Source organism: Flavobacterium daejeonense DSM 17708, assembly GCF_000425425.1.
Lineage (GTDB): Bacteria > Bacteroidota > Bacteroidia > Flavobacteriales > Flavobacteriaceae > Flavobacterium > Flavobacterium daejeonense.
The window spans coordinates 1-19957 of the sequence record NZ_AUDK01000021.1; the positions used below are offsets into that span (position 1 = coordinate 1).

The window sequence follows — 19957 nt, forward strand, 5'->3', positions numbered from 1 at the left end:
TATCGGGACGGATTCGAACCTATTTTTACTTAATTTTTTCTAAAAATTAACCATAAAAAAAGAGACACATTTCTGTATCTCTTTTTTGAGGCATCGTCCGGATTCGAACCGGAGTAGGAGCTTTTGCAGAGCCCAGCCTAGCCGCTCGGCCACGACGCCATTGTTTTTATGGACTGCAAAGGTAAAATAAATAATCTAAATTCCAAACGTCAAATTCCAAATAAAAAAACTTAATTCTATTATCTTGGAATTTGGAATTCTTTAATAGTTGGCATTTTAATTTCTATTTTCTTCTAAAATAATGGTAACTGATTCAACATCACCACCAATAGGAGGATTAATTTTAGAAACTTCCACTGTGCTTTTCATTACCATTGGAATTTCATTAAAAATTCTGGTATTGATTCTTTTGGCGACATGTTCTAATAATTGGGAACGAATAGCCATTTCTTCCACCACAATTTTATTTAAATGTACATAATCAACCGTATCCGCCAGATTATCCGACTCGGTTGATTGTTTTAAATCGGCTTTTATAGTCAAATCAACAGCATAATCAGAACCTATTTTTCCTTCTTCGATAAGGCATCCGTGAAATGAAAAAGTTCGGATATTTTTTAATTTAATCGTGTCCATAGTGATGTTGTTAATTTATTGATTTGAATTGGGAGCAAAAGTACAAAATATTTAATTTTTTTAACTTTAATATGAATATGCAATTACTCAAATTCATGGTTTAATGAACTATTTTGATAACTTTGTTGTTTTAAATCTAAGACATGTCAACCGAAGAAAAATCACTGCATTTTATAGAACAAATTATCGAAGAAAACTTAACTAATGGTTTTCCACAAAATAAATTAAGATTTCGTTTTCCTCCTGAACCTAATGGGTATTTGCATATTGGACATGCCAAATCCATTTGTTTAAATTTTGGTTTAGGATTGAAATATAATGCGCCTGTAAATCTTCGTTTTGATGATACTAATCCGGCTAAAGAAGAACAGGAATATGTAGATGCTATTAAAGAAGATTTACAATGGTTAGGTTTCCAATGGGATAAAGAATTATATGCATCAGATTATTTCCAAAAATTGTATGATTGGGCTATTTTATTGATTAAAAATAGAAAAGCTTATATTGACAGTCAATCTTCTGAGGCTATGGCTGAACAGAAAGGAACTCCTTCTCAGCCTGGAGTTGATAGTCCGTACAGAAATCGTTCTGTAGAAGAGAATTTAGCTTTATTCGAAGGAATGAAGAATGGTGATTTTGAAGAAGGAACACATGTTTTACGTGCTAAAATTGATATGGCTTCTTCTAATATGTTGATGCGTGACCCAATTATGTACCGTATTTTACATAAAGAACATCATCGTACTGGTAATGATTGGTGTATTTATCCTATGTATGATTATACTCATGGAGAAAGTGATTATTTAGAGCAAATTTCGCATTCTATTTGTACCTTGGAATTTGTCATGCACCGTGAATTATACGATTGGTTTTTAGATCAAATTTATGATCAAAATTTAGTTAGACCACATCAATATGAGTTTGCACGTTTGAATCTGAATTATACCGTAATGAGTAAAAGAAAACTGTTACAATTAGTTCAGGAAAATTTTGTTTCAGGATGGGATGATCCTCGAATGCCTACTATTTCCGGTTTAAGAAGAAGAGGTTATACAGCGGCTTCTATTCGTAAATTTTGTGATATTATTGGTGTTGCTAAACGTGAAAACATCATCGATTATTCTTTATTAGAATTTTGTTTACGTGATGATTTAAACAAAACGGCTCCTCGTGTAATGGCTGTTTTAGACCCGGTAAAAGTGGTGATTACTAATTATCCGGAAGGACAGGAGGAGTGGTTAGATGCCGAAAATAATCAGGAAGATGAATCAGCTGGTTATAGAAAAGTGCCTTTTTCAAGAGAATTTTATATTGAAAGAGAAGATTTTTTGGAAGTTGCTCCGGCTAAGTTTTTCCGTTTAAGTATTGGTAATGAAGTGCGTTTGAAAAATGCGTATATCATTAAAGGAGAAAGTGTTATAAAAGATAATAACGGAAATATTACTGAAATTCATGTGACTTATGATGAAGACAGTAGAAGTGGAAGTGGAAGTGAAGCTTCTAAACGTAAAGTTGCCGGAACTTTGCATTGGGTGTCAGTGAAACATGCTGTTGAAGCCGAAGTTCGTTTGTATGATCGTTTATTTATTGACGAAGCTCCGGACAGTCATAAAGAGAAAAGTTTCCTTGATTTTATCAATCCTAATTCGTTATTAACTGTAAAAGGTTTTGTAGAACCAAGTTTAGAAACAGCGGTTTCGGGAGATAAATTCCAATTTCAACGTTTAGGATATTTTAATGTTGATAAGGATTCAACTGCTTTAAAATTAGTATTTAACAAAACTGTTGGGCTAAAAGATGCCTGGGAAGAAAAAGGAAAAAAAGACAGTAACAGTATCAATAATGCTTTAAAGGATATTAACAAATACTTTAAAGTTAGTACACGAGAAGAGCGAATTGTTATTAGAACTGCGATAGGAGAAACCCTTGCCGGAATTTCTAATTACAGTTTGTTGCAAAATTCATTCAAGAAAAATATCAACAATAATAAGAGTTCATTGTTGTTTGCTAATTTAATTTTGAAATATGCACCTTTGAAAGTTACGGATTATGACAAAGAAGAATTACAAAAATTATTGAACATGTCTTTAAGAAGTGAATCTACTTTTGTTCGTTCGAGAGCTGTTTTAAATTTAACGCATTTAGAATTTGATTTGGATTTTAAAAATTCGTTCCGGGAGGAAATTTTAAAATTAGAAAGTAATCCTCCGAAGAATGCTTCTGAAAGAGAAAAAGAATTTATAGAACAATTTTTAAAATAAATTATAACTATCAAAAAGCGTTTAATCAGCGCTTTTTTTTATTATTGTAAAATACTATTTTAATTTTAAAAATTATAATTTTTACTAATTAAAAACAGCTTTCATATTTTAGTTTTAAGCGATTTTTTAAAAATATTTAATAAAATATCCATCTTTTAAATTTTCGTTTAACAGTAAGCTTTATTTTAATTTTTAGTCTTTTTTTGAAGCTCATTAATGCAAAAAATACTGTTTTGCTATTTTATTATTTGAAATTAGAAATTATAGCTTCAAAAATAGTTTTACGTGAAAAATTTGAAAAACCATTATTCAAATTTTTTTGTTTTTCTCGATTTTCTTTCAGAAATAAAGTTTTAATCTTTTTTTAAATATATTCGATAAATATTATGTTTAAATTTATTAGTATCTTTATAAAAAACTTAAAAAATAACATATTATGGCAAGTAGTACAGGAAAAACTTTAATAGCTCTTGCAAGTGGTGCTGCAATAGGAGCTGTGTTAGGAATTTTGTTTGCTCCGGATAAGGGAGAGAAAACCAGACAAAAAATAAAAGATGGATATAAAGATCTTGAAAAAGATATGAAATCTAAATTAGCCAATGCAAAAGTAGATTTGGAAGAAAGTTATGAAAATATGCTTTCAAGTATGAGTTATAAAACTGAAGACGCAATTACTTTTTTAGAAAAAAAACTGGCTGATTTAAAGGAAAAGAATGCCAAACTTCATAAAAATTAATTTCTTTATACAGCAATAGAACATTATGGCTTTTGATTATTTAAAAGAACATACCGAAAATATTCAGGAACACACTAAGGAATTTATAGAAAAGAATATTGAATACTATAAATTATCAGCATTTAAGATGGCAATGAAATCAACTACGATGATTTTCAAGTTCATTTTAATTTTGCTGTGTATTTGTATGGTTTTATTGTTTTTATCCATTGCATTAGCCTTTATTATTGGAAGTTATTTGGGAAGTTATGCTTTGGGTTTTTTAAGTGTTGGTTTGCTTTATCTTGTTTGTACCGGTTTACTGTTTTTAGTCAAAGATAAAATTGTAGAAGGACCAATCTTAGAGAAATTTTCAGAAATCTTTTTTAACGAATAAATTATGCAAACAAAGAAATATTCCTCTTATGCTCAAATTGACAGTGAATTAGAAATTCTGAAAGTTGAAAAAGAAATTAGTTATCAAAAGTTAATTTTAAGCATTGAAAAGACTAAAGAAAGTTTGTCTTTTGTAAATGTTGCGGCAAATGTTGCCGAGAGGGTTAAAAGTACTTTTTTTAGCTCCTACGGCACGATATTACGACTGTTTATACCTATTATTATAAAATGGTTTAGAAATAAAAAAAGAGGCGAATAAGCCTCTTTTTTGTTGTTATACTGTTTCTTCAGAACTGTTATCAGGTTTTTCAGGTTCCTGAGATTTCTTTTTATTGGTTTTTGTAATTGTTTTTAAATCTTTTTTCATTGATTCACCTACTAGATTACTAGCGGTAAAACTGGCTACCATGTTGTTTAACATATCACTTCCGGCTTGTGGAGAATTGGGTAACAAAATCAAATTAGAATTGGTATCTGAACCAATAGCCTGTAAAGTATCATAATGTTGCGTTACCACAATTAGGGCAGAGGCTTCCTGAGAATTAATACCCACACCATTTAAAACATCTACACTTTCAACCAAACCTCTTGCAATTTCACGTCTTTGATCGGCAATACCTTGTCCTTGCAATCTTTTACTTTCTGCTTCGGCCTTGGCTTTGGCTACAATTCTGATTCTGGATGCTTCGGCTTCAAATTCGGCTACGGTTTTTTCCCTGTCGGCTGCATTGATACGGTTCATGGCATTTTTTACCTGAATATCCGGATCAATATCTGTAACTAAAGTATTGATAATCGTATATCCATAAGTGGTCATGGCTTCGTTTAATTCTCTTTTTACAGCAATAGCTATATCGTCTTTTCGTTCAAAAACATCGTCTAATTTTAATTTTGGAACTTCGGCACGAACCACATCAAATACATAAGAAGTTATTTGGTCATGTGGATATTCCAGTTTGTAAAAAGCATCATAAACAGTTTCTTTAACCACCATAAATTGGACAGAAACTTTTAATTTGACAAATACATTGTCTTTGGTTTTCGTTTCAATAATTACATCCAATTGTTGAATTTTCAGATTGACACGTCCGGCAATTCGATCAATTAAAGGAATTTTTAATTGAAGTCCCGAATGTCTGATGCTTTGAAATTTACCAAAACGTTCAATAATAACTGCGGTTTGTTGTTTTACTGTAAAGAAAGAAGACAGAAAAATAAAAAATACAACGAATAACAAAAAAATAACGGAAGTACTCATAGTTTATAATTTAGTTAGAAAATCTCTGTTAAATTACAAAAAAACTTTAGGTTTGTGTTAGTTTAAATTCCTAATTATGAAAAAGCTGGTTTTTACCTTTGGTTTTGTTTTAATAACTATTTTAAGTTTTGCTCAATACCGTTATCGCGATTCTAACCGAATTGGTATTTATGCTGGAATTAATCAGTTTACTTTGAATACCGATAATTTTGAAACCAAAGCCGGAAACGGCTGGAATGCCGGTTTATCCATGCGTGGCAATTTTTACAACAATTGGGATATGGTGTATGCAATTCAATTTTCTGAGAATAATTTTTCGGTGGTTACTAATCAATTGGTTTTTGGAAAAGAAGATGTGAATTATAAATTGCCTTCGGCTCAAATTTCGTTACAATTAAGTTATTCTATAATTGATAATCATTTATCATTTGAATTTGGTCCTTTGGTTCAGGTAAACGGAAAATTTAAAGTGGAGTCAGGCAAAGAAAATAATGTGATTTCAGGAACTACTTTATTAGCCAAAGACATTACTGATATTGGAAAGTTTAATTTTTATCCCACAGTGGGAATCACAGCAGGAGCCAAACATTTAAGAGTAAATGTTTCGTACCAATACGGAATTTCAAATATGTTGGGTAATTTGAATTCTAAAAATCTGGGTTATCATTTTAAAGGAAATCCTGGAATTTTAAATGGAAATGTTATTATTTATTTATAAAAAATACATCAAAAAATCTAAAATAAAAAGGCACAAAGATTACTATATTAATAGTGAACTTTGTGCCTTCTTTGTGAACTTTGTGTTTATTTATAAAGTAGCTATTGCTTTTTGAAGTCTTGAAATTGTTTCTTCTTTTCCAATGATTTCCACAATATCAAATAGGTGTGGCCCTTTCAGAGCACCAACCAAACTCAAACGGAAAGGTTGCATTACTTTACCCATTCCAATTTCATTTTTAGTTAACCAGTCTTTCACAATGGTTTCAATATTAACCGAAGTAAAATCGGTGATTTCTTCCAATACTGAAATTAATTCCTGTAGTAAAGCCGGAGTTGCTGAATTCCAGTTTTTCTTTGCTTTTTCATCATAAGTGGTTGGGGCCACAAAAAAGAAATCGCTTAAATCCCAAAATTCCGAAACAAAGTTGGCGCGTTCTTTAATCAACGAAACAATTTTTGTGGTTAATTCCAAAGTAGGAGCGAAGCCTTTTTCTTTTAAAATTACAGCAAAATCTTCTGCTAATTTTTCATCTTTTGCCTGAATTAAATATTGGTGATTGAACCATTTATTTTTTTCCGGATCAAATTTAGCTCCTGCTTTATGTACTCTGTCTAAATCAAAAGCTGCAACTAATTCTTCTAAAGAGAATAATTCTTTATCGGTTCCGTCATTCCAGCCTAATAAAGCCAGGAAGTTAACCACTGCTTCCGGGAAAAATCCTTTTTCTCTGTAACCGGACGAAATTCCTTCCTCTGTTTTCCATTCTAATGGAAATACCGGAAAACCTAATTTATCGCCATCACGTTTGGATAATTTTCCGTTTCCAACTGGTTTTAAAATCAATGGTAAATGTGCAAATTCCGGCGATGCCCATCCAAAAGCATGATACAATAAAACGTGTAAAGGCATTGATGGCAACCATTCTTCCCCACGAATTACATGGGTAGTTTCCATTAAATGATCATCAACAATGTTCGCCAAATGATAGGTTGGCATTCCATCGCTTTTAAATAAAACTTTATCATCTAAAAGATTCGTTTCAAATTTTACATGTCCGCGAATAATATCTTTTAGATGTAAAATTTCATCAACCGGAGTTTTAAAACGGATAACATAATGTTCACCATTAGCAATTCTTTGAGCTGTTTCTTCAGCCGAAAGTTTTAAAGAAGTATCTAACTTTTCTCTGTTAGTATGATTGTAAATAAATGTTTTTCCCTGTTCTTCTTCAGCTTTTCTATAGGCATCTAATGCTTCCGGAGTATCAAAAGCATAATACGCCCAACCGGAATTGATTAATTGGTAGGCATATTGTTTATATAAATCTTTTCTTTCACTTTGACGGTAAGGTCCAAATTTTTCATTTTTTCCAATAGTTTCATCAGGAGCTATTCCTAACCATTCTAAGGCTTCCATGATGTATTCTTCGGCACCCGGAACAAAGCGATTTTGATCGGTATCTTCAATTCTAAGGAAGAAAGTTCCACCGTTTTTTTTTGCAAATAAATAATTAAAGAGGGCAGTTCTAACACCACCAATGTGTAAAGGTCCCGTTGGACTTGGTGCAAAACGCACACGAACTGGTTTTGACATTTTAAATAGATTTTCTACAAAGATAAATAGAAGTCAGAAGTTAGAAGTCAGAAGTTAGAAGTTTTTCAAAAATTGCTTATAATTAAACAGTATTTCCAATTTTTAAAAAACACAAATTCCAACGTTTTATTTGGGATTTGGAATTTTTTATTTGGAATTTTTGTTGTTATAATTATTACTTTTATAGGTTATTATAAAGTATAATGATTTTGAATAATTCCAATTTTATATATCAAAAATTAGAGGCTTTCATTCGAAAGTATTATTTAAACGAACTGATTAGAGGAATGTTTTTCTTTATTGGTTTAGGTTTATTGTATTTTCTTTTTACGCTTTTTATTGAATATTTTCTTTGGTTAAAGCCATTTGGAAGAACTATTTTGTTTTGGACTTTTGTTGGTGTAGAAGTGTTTCTTCTTTTTCGTTTTATATTGTTTCCCATTTTTAAATTATTAAAATTCAAAAAAGGAATTGATTACAATGAAGCTTCTGCTATTATTGGAAATCATTTTGTAGAAGTAAAAGATAAATTGCTCAATTTTATTCAATTGTCAGATTCTGATATTCATCAGAATAAATCGGAATTGCTTTTGGCTTCTATTGAACAAAAAGCGAATGCTTTGCAACCGATTCCTTTCTCTAATGCTGTGAATTTTACTACCAATAAGAAATATTTACCTCTGGCTTTAATTCCTCTTTTGGTTTTTTCTACTTTTTATTTTTCCGGAAATAGTATGATTATTAGCCAAAGTTTGAATCGTATTGTTCATTTTAATGCTCGTTTTTCACCTCCGGCTCCTTTTGAATTTGTGATTTTAAATCAAAATTTACAAACGCAACAAAACAAAGATTTTATTGTAAAAGTTCAAACCAAAGGTAAAGTTGTTCCTGAAAATGTCATGATTTTTATTAATGATGAAAGTTATTTTATGGAGAATGTCAAACCCGGAGAATTTCAATTCAAAATTGAGAAAGCGGTTTCTGATGTTAGTTTTCATTTGGAAGCTAATACGGTTTCTTCTCCCGAATATCTTTTGAAAGTTGTTAATGTTCCTTCTATTTTAAACTTTGAAATGCAATTGTATTTTCCTCTTCATTTGCACAGAAAAGCTGAAATTATTAAAGGCTCAGGTAATGCCATTATTCCTGAAGGAACTAAAATTATCTGGAAAATTAATACGTTGGCCACTCAGAAATTAGTTTTTTCTAATGGAAAATCTATTTCAGAATTCATTAAAAAGGATAATGATTTTAGTTTGTCAAAAAACATCAGCGAAAATACAAATTACCAAATTATTAGTTCCAATAATGCGATTGCTAATTATGAAAAACTAAATTATCAATTGGTGGTTATCAAAGATCAGTTCCCATCGATTACTGTCAATACAGCTCCGGATAGTTTACAATTAGCTACGAATTATCTTTTGGGAAAAGTGAACGATGACTATGGTTTGAGCAAATTGCAAATTGTCTATTACGAATCTAATAAACCTAAAACTGCCAAACGTGGAACAATAGCTGTTAAGCAAAATACTTATGACCAATTCATCTTTGCTTTTCCTGCTAATCTTCCGGTACAGGATGGAGTGACTTACGATTATTATTTTGAGGTTTTTGATAATGATGTATTGCATAATTTTAAGAGTTCTAAATCGGCTATTTTTTCAAACCGTATTAAAAGCCAACAGGAGAAGCAGGATTTGCTTTTACAACAACAATCTGACAATATTCAGGGTTTGCAAAAATCATTGAAGAATCAGAATAAGCAATTTTCACAGTTAGAAAAGATTCAAAAATCCGGTAAAGAAAAAGAAAATTTTGAATTTAACGACCAACAAAAAATCAATGATTTTATCCAACAACAAAAGAAACAGGATGAGATGATGCGTAATTTTATGGATAAAATGAAAAATAATTTAGATGAATCTATCCCGATAGCTATCGGGACTAAAGAGGAAGATGATTTTAAAGAGGAATTAGAAAAACGCATTGAAAAAAATAAAGAAGAATTAGAGAGCAATAAGAAACTTTTAGACGAATTAAAGTCTTTAAATGATAAGCTTAAGAATGAGAATTTATTAGAAAAATTAGATCAATTTAAGCAGACAAGTAAAAATCAGGTAAAGAATTTGCAGCAGTTAGTTGAGCTGACGAAGAAATATTATGTTGAAAAGAAAGCAGAACAAATAGCTGATAAGTTGGATAAATTATCGGAGAAACAAGATAAACTTTCTGAAAAGGTAAATAAAAATACAATTTCAATGCAACAGGAAATTAATAAAGAATTTGATAAAATACAGAATGAATTAGATGATTTGCAAAAAGAGAATATGGAATTAAAAGCTCCTTTAGATATACCTAATGACGAAAATTTAGAGAAAAGTATTGAGGAGGATTTGAAGAATGCTTCTGAGGAGTTAAGTAAGAATAACAATCAAAAAGCTAAACCAAAACAGAAAAATGCTTCTAAAAAAATGAAGCAAATATCCATGAAAATGAACCAGGGAATGGAAGGAGCTGCGATGGAACAGTTGGAAGAAGATGTCAAAATGCTGCGTCAGGTTTTAGATAATCTTTTGGCTTTTTCGCTTTCTGAGGAATCAGTTATGTTAAGTTTTAAATCTCTAAATCCCACTTCAGCTGCTTTTAATAAGAATATAAAAATACAACAGGATTTACGTTTACAGTTTAAGCATGTTGATGATAGTCTATTTGCAATGTCACTACGCAATCCTAAGTTTACCGAAGATATTACTAAAGAAGTTGGAAATGTACAGTACAATATAGACAAAGCATTAGAGAATTTGACGGATTCTAATATTTCAAAAGGAGTTTCTCATCAGCAATATGCTGTTACTTCTGCTAATAAGCTAGGTGATTTTTTAAGCGATTTATTAAACGCTATGCAGATGTCTTTATCTTCAATGGGACAGGGCAAGCCACAATCAGGTAAAGGCGAAGGAATGCAGTTGCCGGATATTATTTCCAAACAACAAAAGTTAGGAGATAAAATGAAACAGGGTATGAAGCCAGGAGAATCCAGAGAAGGTAGCGATGGTAATAAAAAACAAGGTGAAAATGGACAAGACGGAGAAGGAGATGCACGCAGTATAATGGAAATTTATAAAGAGCAAAAAGCGCTACGAGAAGCTTTAGAAAAAGAATTGAACAAACAAGGTTTAGGTAACTCTGGTCAAAGTGCTTTGAATAAAATGAATGATTTAGAGAAGCAATTATTGAATAAAGGTTTTAAGAATGAAACCCTTCAAAAAGTAAATAATATTAAACAGGAATTATTAAAATTAAACAATGCTATTCGTGAGCAGGGAGAAGATAAGAAGCGCCAGTCCGAAACCAATTCTAAGGAATTTTCTAGTACTTCAAAAGCCCTACCTGAGAGCTTGTTAGAATATTTGCGCAGTATAGAAATATTAAACAGACAATCACTACCTTTGCGCTCGAATTTTGACCGTAAGGTTCAGAAATATTTTAAAATACAATGATAGATTTTAATTACGAATGTGATTTTAGCTTGGACAACGAAGAGGTAATTGCTTCGTGGTTATCGGCTGTGATAGTCTCAGAAAATAAAAAAGAAGGAGAAATAAATTATATTTTTTGTGATGATGAATACCTTCATAAAATCAATATGGAGTATTTAAATCATGATACTTTAACAGATATAATTAGTTTTGATTATACTGTAGGTAATGAGTTGAATGGAGATATCTTTATATCTGTTGAACGTGTTCAGGATAATGCTAATGATTTCAATGTTTCTTTTGCGGATGAACTTAAACGAGTTTTAGTTCATGGTGTATTGCATTATTGTGGTTACAAGGATAAAGATGAAGTAAGCGAACAATTGATGCGTGCTAAAGAAGATGAAAAAATTGCAATGTTCCACGTGGAACAATAACTTAAATTTCTAGTTTTTGTATAATAATGTTCCACGTGGAACATTTGAAAAAGTTTATTAAAATATGCTTCCGAAGGAAGTGAAAAATTAAATCTGTTTTTTGATTTCATTTTGATTTTGGTTTCGAAAAACACTTCTCCGAAAGGAGAAAAAATAACAAAAAGATGTTTTTAGAAGAGTATGATGTAATTGTTGTAGGTGCTGGTCATGCAGGTTCAGAAGCTGCTGCCGCTGCTGCAAATTTGGGTTCAAAAACTTTATTGGTTACGATGAGTTTGCAAAATATAGCCCAGATGTCTTGTAATCCTGCGATGGGCGGAATTGCAAAAGGTCAAATTGTACGTGAGATTGATGCTTTGGGAGGTTATTCAGGAATTGTTTCCGACAGAACTGCAATTCAATTTAAGATGTTGAATAAGTCCAAAGGTCCGGCTATGTGGTCTCCTCGTGTGCAAAGTGACCGTATGCGTTTTGCTGAAGAATGGAGAATGATGTTAGAAGGAACTCCTAATCTTGATTTTTACCAGGAAATGGTAAAAGGCTTGATTATTGAAAACGGAAAAATAAAAGGAATCAGAACTTCTTTGGGAGTTGAAATTCGTTCCAAATCGGTGGTGTTGACCAATGGAACTTTTTTGAACGGATTAATTCATATTGGAGAAAAACAATTTGGCGGAGGTAGAGCAGGAGAGAGTGCCGCTCACGGAATTACCGAAGATTTGATTGAAGCCGGTTTTGAAGCCGGAAGAATGAAAACCGGAACACCGCCACGAGTAGATGGTCGTTCTTTGGATTATTCAAAAATGAATGAAGAAAAAGGAGATGCAAAGCCATCTAAATTCTCTTATTCAGATTTGACTTCTCCGTTAACGCATCAACGTTCTTGTTATATGACCTACACTTCTCCGGAAGTACATAATATTTTAAGAGAAGGTTTTGATCGTTCACCAATGTTTAATGGTCGTATTAAAAGTTTAGGACCGCGTTATTGTCCATCGATTGAAGATAAAATTAATCGTTTTGCTGATAAAGAACGTCACCAACTTTTTGTAGAACCGGAAGGTTGGAATACCTGTGAATTTTATGTGAATGGATTTTCAACTTCTTTGCCGGAGGATATTCAGTTTAAAGCTTTGCGTACTGTTGCCGGTTTTGAAAACGTGAAATTCTTCAGACCGGGTTATGCAATCGAATACGATTATTTTCCGCCAACACAATTGAAGCATACTTTAGAAACTAAATTGGTGGAAGGATTATATTTTGCCGGACAAATTAATGGAACTACCGGATATGAAGAAGCTGCTTCGCAAGGATTAATGGCCGGAATAAATGCACATTTAAAAGTTCATGAAAAAGCGCCGTTGATTTTAAAAAGAGATGAAGCTTATATTGGAGTTTTAATTGACGACTTAATTACGAAAGGAACTGAAGAACCTTATCGTATGTTTACTTCCAGAGCGGAGTACCGAACTTTATTACGGCAGGATAATGCGGATTTTAGATTAACGCCAATGTCGTATGAAATTGGTTTGGCTTCTGAAGCCCGTTTACGGCGTATGGAACGTAAATTGAACGAGTCGGAAAAAATGGTGGCTTTCTTCAAAGAAACTTCGGTTACGATAAGAGAGACAAATCCAATTTTGGAAGCTAAAGAATCGGCGCCAATTTCTCAGGGTGATAAAATGTTTAAAATTTTCTCCCGTCCGCAAATTGATTTGGAAGACATGATGAAATTTGAAAAAGTTCAAGCTTATGTTACCGAAAATGATTTAGACGAAGAAATTTTGGAACAAGCCGAAGTTCAGGTGAAATATTCCGGTTATATCGAAAAAGAAAGAAATAATGCGGATAAGCTTTCCCGATTGGAAGATGTAAAAATCCCGGAAGATTTTGATTATAATAAAATCAAATCGATGTCTATCGAGGCTAAACAAAAATTGAATAAAATTCGCCCGGTAACCATTTCACAGGCTTCAAGAATCAGCGGAGTTTCTCCAAGCGATATTTCTGTATTGTTGATTTATATGGGAAGATAAGATTGAAGATTGAATAATTATGATTAACGATTTTTGATTTAAATTTGCAATCAAAAATCGTTAATCAAAAATCTAAAATCAGTTTGTTCCACGTGAAACTACGGCCGTAAGCCTTGTTATTACTAGGAAGTAGCGATTTAAAAGAATAAAAAGGAGTAATAGATATTTTGATTTATTACTCCTTTTAAAAATTAGAATAAATTTTAATGTATAATATTTTCTTCATTATTAAGTGAAGATTTACCAGACCACCAACCACAAAAAATGGATATTTCAAATAAAACGCATTTTCTTACTGTAAAAGATCATTCTGTTTCTAATGAGACTTTTGATTTGTATTATGATGAAACTTTGGATATGTTGATCACGCATCCGCAACCGAGTTTAGAAAATTTAGAGAAATATTACGAAAGTGAAGATTATATTTCGCATACGGATAATAAAAGGTCTTTATTTGAAAAAGCTTATCACTTTGTAAAAGGAATTGCTCTAAAAAATAAACTCAACTTAATTAATTCACAACAAACTGCTAAAGGTCGCATTTTGGATATCGGAGCCGGAACTGGCGATTTTTTATCGGTGGTTAAAAATGATGGCTGGCAAACGGTGGGGATAGAACCGAGCGACAGAGCCAAAGGAATTGCTATTGGTAAAGGAATTGCTTTTGTTGAAAATACAACCGAATTAGAAAATCATTCTTTTGATGTCATTACCATGTGGCATGTTTTGGAACATGTACCAGATTTGAACTTTCAAATTAAAGAATTAAAACGTTTGTTAAAACCTAACGGAACTTTAATTGTGGCAGTTCCCAATTTTAAATCTTTCGATGCAAAACATTACGGAATTTATTGGGCTGCTTTTGATGTGCCCATTCATTTTTGGCATTTTTCCAAAAAAGCGATTCAAATGCTTTTTGAAAAAGAGAATATGAAATTAGAGAAAGTGCTTCCTATGAAATTTGATTCTTTTTATGTGAGTTTACTTTCTGAAAAATATAAAAATGGGAAAATGAATTTTATTAAAGCTTTTTTCATCGGTTTACAATCGAATTGGAAAGCCAAGCGTAATTTGGAGTATTCTTCACTAATTTATGTCTTAAAAAACAACTAAAACGCATTTTAAAGCGTTTTAAACGTAGTTTTTCGGTAAAAATAACCACTAAGTTTTCTAAATTTAGTTTTTGCTTTATTTAAAAGCTATTTAATTCAATTTTAATAAATTCAAATTATAGCTTTTAAATTCTTTATAGTCAAATCTAATAATTTAAAAATTTCCCATTTTTCCGTACTTTTTTAGGTTACTATCTATTTTTTTATATTTTTGCCCATACACACATTTAATTACAATTTTAATCAAGATGAAGAAAGTTTTATTAATTATCGCAATTTCTATTTCAGTTGTTGCTTGTAACAAAACCGCAGAAGTTAAAGAAGTAAAAACTGCTTATATAGACACTTCGGAATTAATGAAAGAATATACTGAGGCGAAAGATTTAGAAGCAAAATACAAAGCACAGTCAGAAGAAAAAGGAAGACAGCTGGATGCTGAAATTAAACGTTTCAAACAAGATGCAGCTAATTTTCAAAGTCAGGCTCAGGCTAACGGACAGGAATGGGCTCAAAAACGTGCTGCTGAATTGCAAAAAAGAGAGCAACAATTGGGTTATGCACAACAGGCTTTAGCACAACAATTGCAACAGGAAAGTGGTGCTGAAATGGATAGTTTAATCAGTGGTGTTAAAAAATTCATCAAAGATTACGGAAAGAAAAACGGATATGCTTATATCTATGGTACTGGTGATGCTGCGTCTGTACTTTATGCAGAAGATAAATATGATATCACTAAAGAAATCATTAAAGCATTGAACGACAAGTATAAAGCGACTGCTAAATCTGAGGATAAAGCGGATGAAAAAACCGAAGAGAAGAAATAATTTCACTTTTTTTCAATTAAAAAGCCTTCATTTCTATTTTGAAATTGAAGGCTTTTTTGCTTATTTTGAATAAAAATTTACTTCAAAGAAAAATCTTATTTTTAATTTTATGCAAATCGTTTCCGAAGCCGCTAAATATACTCTACAGTTCATCAATCAAACCCAGCGTTCGGTTTTTTTGACGGGTAAGGCAGGTACAGGTAAAACGACTTTGCTGCGTGAAATTATTGAAACCACTCATAAAAATACGGTGGTGGTGGCACCTACCGGAATTGCGGCGCTAAATGCCGGTGGTGTTACGATTCATTCGATGTTCCAATTGCCATTTAGCGGATTTATTCCTTCTCATACAGCCGAATCGCAATTTTCGGAAACGGTAAAATTTGAAACTAAAGAAAGTTTGCGTCGGCATTTTAAAATGAACGGACAAAAAAAAGCCGTGATTCGTAATATGGAATTGCTGGTGATTGACGAAGTGAGTATGCTGCGTGCCGACCTGCTCGATGCGATGGATTACATGATGCAAACGGTGCGGAAAAAAACGAGTCCTTTTGGAGGAGTTCAGGTCTTATTTATTGGCGATTTATTGCAATTGCCACCAGTTATCCGGGATGAAGAATGGCGTACTTTACGTAATTATTATAAAGGAAAATTCTTTTTTCATTCGCACGTTATTCAGCAAAATCCACCTTTGTATATCGAATTGTCTAAGATTTTCCGTCAAACAGATTCGGATTTTATTTCTGTTTTAAATAATTTAAGAAATAATAAAATTACGCCAGAAGATATCCGGATTTTGAATCAGTATGTCAAACCTGATTTTGATTTGAAAGCCAATAAAGGTTACATCACTCTTACGACTCATAACGCTAAAGCTGATGCCATGAATGCACAGGCTCTGGAAGATTTGAAAGGCGAATTGATTACCTATACTCCGGAAATTACCGGTGATTTTCCTGAAAAAATATATCCAATTGAATACAATTTGCAATTGAAAGTAGGCGCTCAGATTATGTTTGTCAAAAACGATTTGAACTTTGAAAAAAATTATTTCAATGGTAAAATGGGGATTATCAAATCGCTTTCAAGTCAGGAAATTTTGGTGCATTTTCCGGAAGAAAACAAAACAATTGAGGTGGAAAAATACGAATGGCAAAACATCCGCTACAAAGTAAATGCCCTGACTAAGGAAGTAGAAGAGGAGGTTTTGGGGACTTTTGTGCATTATCCGATAAAATTGGCCTGGGCGATTACCATTCATAAAAGTCAGGGACTGACCTTTGACAAAGCAGCGCTCGATGTTTCGCAGGTTTTTATGCCTGGGCAGGCGTATGTGGCTTTGTCGCGTTTACGTTCGTTAGAAGGCTTGATTTTGCTTTCTCCGTTGCGAATGAATGGGATTTCAAACGATCAGGATGTGATGGATTATGCTCAAAACAAAGCTTCGGATGAAATTTTAAAGCAATCTTTGCATTTTGAAACCAAGAATTTTATTCATCAATATTTGGTGAATTGCTTCGATTGGAGCAATTTAGCTCAGGAATGGCGCAATCATAAATTTAGTTATTCCGAGAAATCGGAAAGTTCCATAAAATCTAAAAATGCACTTTGGGCAGCCAAACAATTGGAGACTATGGAATTGCTTTTGGATCCTTCCAAAAAATTCATGCTGCAGTTGCATAAAATTTTTGCCAATGAAACGGTTGATTTAATTCATGTTTCTGAAAGAATTCAGGCGGCTTTTGGCTATTTTTTCAAACCCATGGATGATTTGGTATTTGAAATTTTATGGAAAATCGAGGAAGTAAAACGGGCAAAAAAAGCCAAAGCCTATTTTGGAGAATTATCGGAACTGGAAGAATTGCAAACCAAAGCCGTTTTGCAATTAATGAAAGCCAAATTATTACTGGAAACGCTGCGAGCCGGTGAGCCTATTTCGAAAGAAAAACTCACTTCTGACGAAATCAAAAAATACCTTTCCATAAAAAAAGAAGCGATTCAAAAACAATTTAAAGAAACGCATGTGAATCTGATTGAAGACGATGTCGATTTGGACCGTTATTCTTCCAAGAAAAAAGGATCAAAAGAACCCAAGAAATCAACCGTTGAGGAAACATTTGAGCTTTGGATTGCTAAGAATTCTATTCAGGATATTGCCAATATTCGAAAATTAACCGTGCAAACTATCGAAGGTCATTTGGTTAAATTAATTCAGGGGAAAAGAATTTCTATTAGCGAAATTCTGCCTCAGGATACCATTGATGAATTAGCCGAAGCTTTTAAATTCTACAAAGAAGAATCGCTTACGCCAATGAAAGAGCAATTTGGTGACAAATACAGCTGGGAAGAATTGCGAATGTTCAAAGCGAGTTTGAATTGATTATGGATTAAATTTCAAAAAAATTTTTACCGCAGATTCGCAGATTTTTAATTATTTAAGTGCTTAAATTTTAAAAATAATCTGCGAATTTGCGGTCATTTTAAATGCGTAAAAGCTTAATCAGCTTGGTTTATTTATTTTTCATACTTTTGCAAAAAATTTTTCTAAACTTAAACTGTTTATAGCATGCAACTGTACAACACCTTAAGCGCAGAAGAAAGAGCCGAATTGATTGATCAGGCTGGTCAACAACGTTTGACGTTGTCTTTCTATGCGTATGCCAAAATTGAAGATCCCAAAAAATTTCGCGACGATTTATTTATTGCCTGGAATGCCTTAGATGCACTGGGTAGAATTTATGTTGCTCAGGAAGGAATTAATGCTCAAATGAGTGTTCCTGCCGAAAATTTTGAAGCTTTCAGAGAAACTTTGGAAGTGTATGATTTCATGAAAGACATTCGTTTGAATGTGGCCGTGGAGCAGGACGATCATTCGTTTTTAAAATTGACCATCAAAGTGCGTCACAAGATTGTTGCTGACGGATTGAACGACGATACTTTTGATGTAACCAACAAAGGGGTGCATTTGAGAGCAAAAGAATTCAACGAAATTCTCGAAGATCCAAATACGATTGTAGTAGATTTCAGAAATCACTACGAGAGTGAAGTAGGGCATTTTAAAGGAGCGATTACTCCTGACGTAGAAACTTTTAGAGAAAGTTTGCCAATTATCAACGAACAACTTCAGGATTTTAAAGAAGATAAAAATCTGGTAATGTATTGTACGGGCGGAATTCGTTGCGAGAAAGCCAGTGCTTATTTTAAACACCAAGGATTTAAGAATGTTTTCCAGTTAGAAGGTGGAATTATTAATTATGCCAAACAAATTGAAGAAGAAGGTTTGGAAAGCAAATTCATCGGAAAAAACTTTGTTTTTGATAACCGTTTAGGAGAAAGAATCACCGATGATATTATTTCGCAATGTCATCAATGTGGAAAACCTTGTGACAATCATACCAATTGCGCTAATGACGGCTGTCATTTATTGTTTATCCAATGTGATGATTGTAAGGCTGCCATGGAAAATTGTTGTTCTACAGAATGTCTGGAAATCACACATTTACCGTATGAAGAGCAGGTGAAATTAAGAAGCGGGAAACAAGTAGGAAACAAAGTGTTCCGAAAAGGAAAATCAGAAAGTTTAAAATTCAAACATTCCGGTGATTTACCAAATGCCGCTATAGGTACTGCTTCAAAAACGAATGATATTCGTCAAAAGATAAAAGTAAAAAAGATTTTGGTTGGAAAAGCAGAGCATTATTATGTAAAAGCTAGTATTGGATTGTTTACTATTGAAAATCAGGAATTAAACTTAGGTGATAAAATCCTTATTTCAGGACCTACAACGGGAAATCAGGAATTGGTTTTAGAAAAGATGTTTGTAAACGGATACGAAGGAACTCAGGCTGTAGCCGGAGATAAACTTACTTTTGCAGTGCCTTTCCGAATTCGTTTATCGGATAAATTATATAAGATTTTAGATCTAATCTAAAATCTTAAATTTCGCAAAAGCTGTTTCAAAATTATTTTAGAACAGCTTTTTTTATAAAAAATTAAGCTTCAGGAGGATTCTTAAGTTTGTAACTTACAATTAAAAAGATGCATTTTAGAAACGAAAATTAATTCTTAATTAATTTGAATTTTACTGGTTGAAAAAATAGTTGCGAGTCTTTCTCAAAATAAATTCCGTTTTCTTTTTCCTCTAATTTTACTTGGTAGTTATGAATTAAAGCGGTTTGTGCAATCACATTTACCTGGTAAGTATTACCCATTTTGTTTTCAATTGAGATATTTTGAACAATTCCATTAATCACAATTGATTTTGGAATTATGACGGTGTTATTTAGTTCAAAATTAACTACATATCCTTTTTCACTGTTTCTGTTATAGCTTTGATAGGTTTGGTTTTTAATGTCTAAAAGCTGCTTGGAACAGGATGACAGAAAGAAACATCCGAATGAAAGTAAAATATAGATGGTTTTTGATGTAATATTTTTCATAATTTTAGAGTTTTTTTAATAGCTACAAATCTAATTTAAACAATTGA

16 protein-coding genes and 1 tRNA gene are annotated in these 19957 nt (G+C 32.3%); 12 read left to right on the forward strand and 5 right to left on the reverse strand.

Annotated features, from left to right (window positions below):
- Positions 1-88 precede the first annotated feature (88 nt).
- A tRNA-Cys gene (locus H599_RS20810) sits at positions 89-159 on the reverse strand.
- 117 nt (positions 160-276) lie between these two features.
- Positions 277-636 (reverse strand): dihydroneopterin aldolase, encoded by a 360-nt coding sequence (gene folB / locus H599_RS0113965; protein WP_026714701.1) that lies wholly within the window; start codon positions 634-636, stop codon positions 277-279.
- 143 nt (positions 637-779) lie between these two features.
- Between folB and H599_RS0113970 the strand changes: the two genes are divergently transcribed.
- The 4 genes from H599_RS0113970 to H599_RS0113990 all read left to right on the forward strand — a co-directional run bounded on the left by H599_RS0113970 (position 780) and on the right by H599_RS0113990 (position 4267).
- Positions 780-2897, forward strand: coding sequence for a glutamine--tRNA ligase/YqeY domain fusion protein (locus tag H599_RS0113970; RefSeq protein WP_026714702.1), 2118 nt, complete (start codon positions 780-782; stop codon positions 2895-2897).
- A gap of 436 nt (positions 2898-3333) precedes the next feature.
- The gene (locus H599_RS0113980; protein ID WP_026714703.1) at positions 3334-3633 is read left to right on the forward strand and encodes a YtxH domain-containing protein; all 300 of its coding nucleotides are present in this window, start codon (positions 3334-3336) and stop codon (positions 3631-3633) included.
- Positions 3634-3658: 25 nt separating this feature from the next.
- Positions 3659-4009 carry a phage holin family protein gene (locus H599_RS0113985; protein ID WP_026714704.1) on the forward strand — a complete coding sequence of 117 codons (351 nt, stop codon included), beginning with the start codon at positions 3659-3661 and terminating at the stop codon, positions 4007-4009.
- A gap of 3 nt (positions 4010-4012) precedes the next feature.
- Positions 4013-4267 (forward strand): DUF6327 family protein, encoded by a 255-nt coding sequence (locus H599_RS0113990; RefSeq protein ID WP_026714705.1) that lies wholly within the window; start codon positions 4013-4015, stop codon positions 4265-4267.
- A gap of 15 nt (positions 4268-4282) precedes the next feature.
- On the opposite strand, the gene H599_RS0113995 is transcribed toward H599_RS0113990, so the two are convergent.
- Positions 4283-5266: an SPFH domain-containing protein gene (locus tag H599_RS0113995; RefSeq protein ID WP_026714706.1), complete on the reverse strand. Its 984-nt coding sequence runs from the start codon at positions 5264-5266 to the stop codon at positions 4283-4285.
- 76 nt (positions 5267-5342) lie between these two features.
- Here H599_RS0113995 and H599_RS0114000 point away from each other — a divergent pair, with 76 nt between their 5' ends.
- Entirely contained in the window at positions 5343-5984 is a 642-nt protein-coding gene (locus tag H599_RS0114000; protein WP_026714707.1) for a hypothetical protein, read from the forward strand.
- A 90-nt stretch (positions 5985-6074) separates the two neighbouring features.
- On the opposite strand, the gene gltX is transcribed toward H599_RS0114000, so the two are convergent.
- Positions 6075-7580 (reverse strand): glutamate--tRNA ligase, encoded by a 1506-nt coding sequence (gene gltX, locus H599_RS0114010; protein WP_026714708.1) that lies wholly within the window; start codon positions 7578-7580, stop codon positions 6075-6077.
- 203 nt (positions 7581-7783) lie between these two features.
- On the opposite strand from gltX, the gene H599_RS0114020 reads away from it, so the two are divergent.
- From H599_RS0114020 to trhO, 7 genes are all read left to right on the forward strand, one after another.
- A complete protein-coding gene (locus H599_RS0114020) occupies positions 7784-11083 on the forward strand; it encodes a glutamyl-tRNA synthetase (RefSeq protein WP_035141676.1) in 3300 nt (1099 codons plus the stop codon).
- Complete coding sequence (ybeY, locus tag H599_RS0114025) at positions 11080-11499, forward strand: rRNA maturation RNase YbeY (RefSeq protein ID WP_026714710.1); 420 nt, start codon at positions 11080-11082, stop codon at positions 11497-11499. The genes H599_RS0114020 and ybeY overlap by 4 nt, the downstream gene beginning before the upstream one ends.
- Positions 11500-11663: 164 nt before the next feature.
- Positions 11664-13535, forward strand: a complete 1872-nt coding sequence (gene mnmG, locus H599_RS0114030) for a tRNA uridine-5-carboxymethylaminomethyl(34) synthesis enzyme MnmG (RefSeq protein ID WP_026714711.1) — start codon at positions 11664-11666, stop codon at positions 13533-13535.
- 264 nt (positions 13536-13799) lie between these two features.
- Positions 13800-14648: a class I SAM-dependent methyltransferase gene (locus H599_RS0114035; RefSeq protein WP_026714712.1), complete on the forward strand. Its 849-nt coding sequence runs from the start codon at positions 13800-13802 to the stop codon at positions 14646-14648.
- A gap of 247 nt (positions 14649-14895) precedes the next feature.
- The gene (locus tag H599_RS0114040; protein WP_026714713.1) at positions 14896-15471 is read left to right on the forward strand and encodes an OmpH family outer membrane protein; all 576 of its coding nucleotides are present in this window, start codon (positions 14896-14898) and stop codon (positions 15469-15471) included.
- Positions 15472-15580: 109 nt separating this feature from the next.
- A complete protein-coding gene (locus tag H599_RS0114045; RefSeq protein ID WP_026714714.1) occupies positions 15581-17851 on the forward strand; it encodes a helix-turn-helix domain-containing protein in 2271 nt (756 codons plus the stop codon).
- Positions 17852-18037: 186 nt separating this feature from the next.
- Positions 18038-19402, forward strand: a complete 1365-nt coding sequence (gene trhO, locus H599_RS0114050) for an oxygen-dependent tRNA uridine(34) hydroxylase TrhO (protein WP_026714715.1) — start codon at positions 18038-18040, stop codon at positions 19400-19402.
- A gap of 127 nt (positions 19403-19529) precedes the next feature.
- Here trhO and H599_RS19815 read toward each other — a convergent pair whose 3' ends face one another.
- Complete coding sequence (locus tag H599_RS19815) at positions 19530-19910, reverse strand: hypothetical protein (RefSeq protein WP_051590753.1); 381 nt, start codon at positions 19908-19910, stop codon at positions 19530-19532.
- Positions 19911-19957 lie beyond the last annotated feature (47 nt).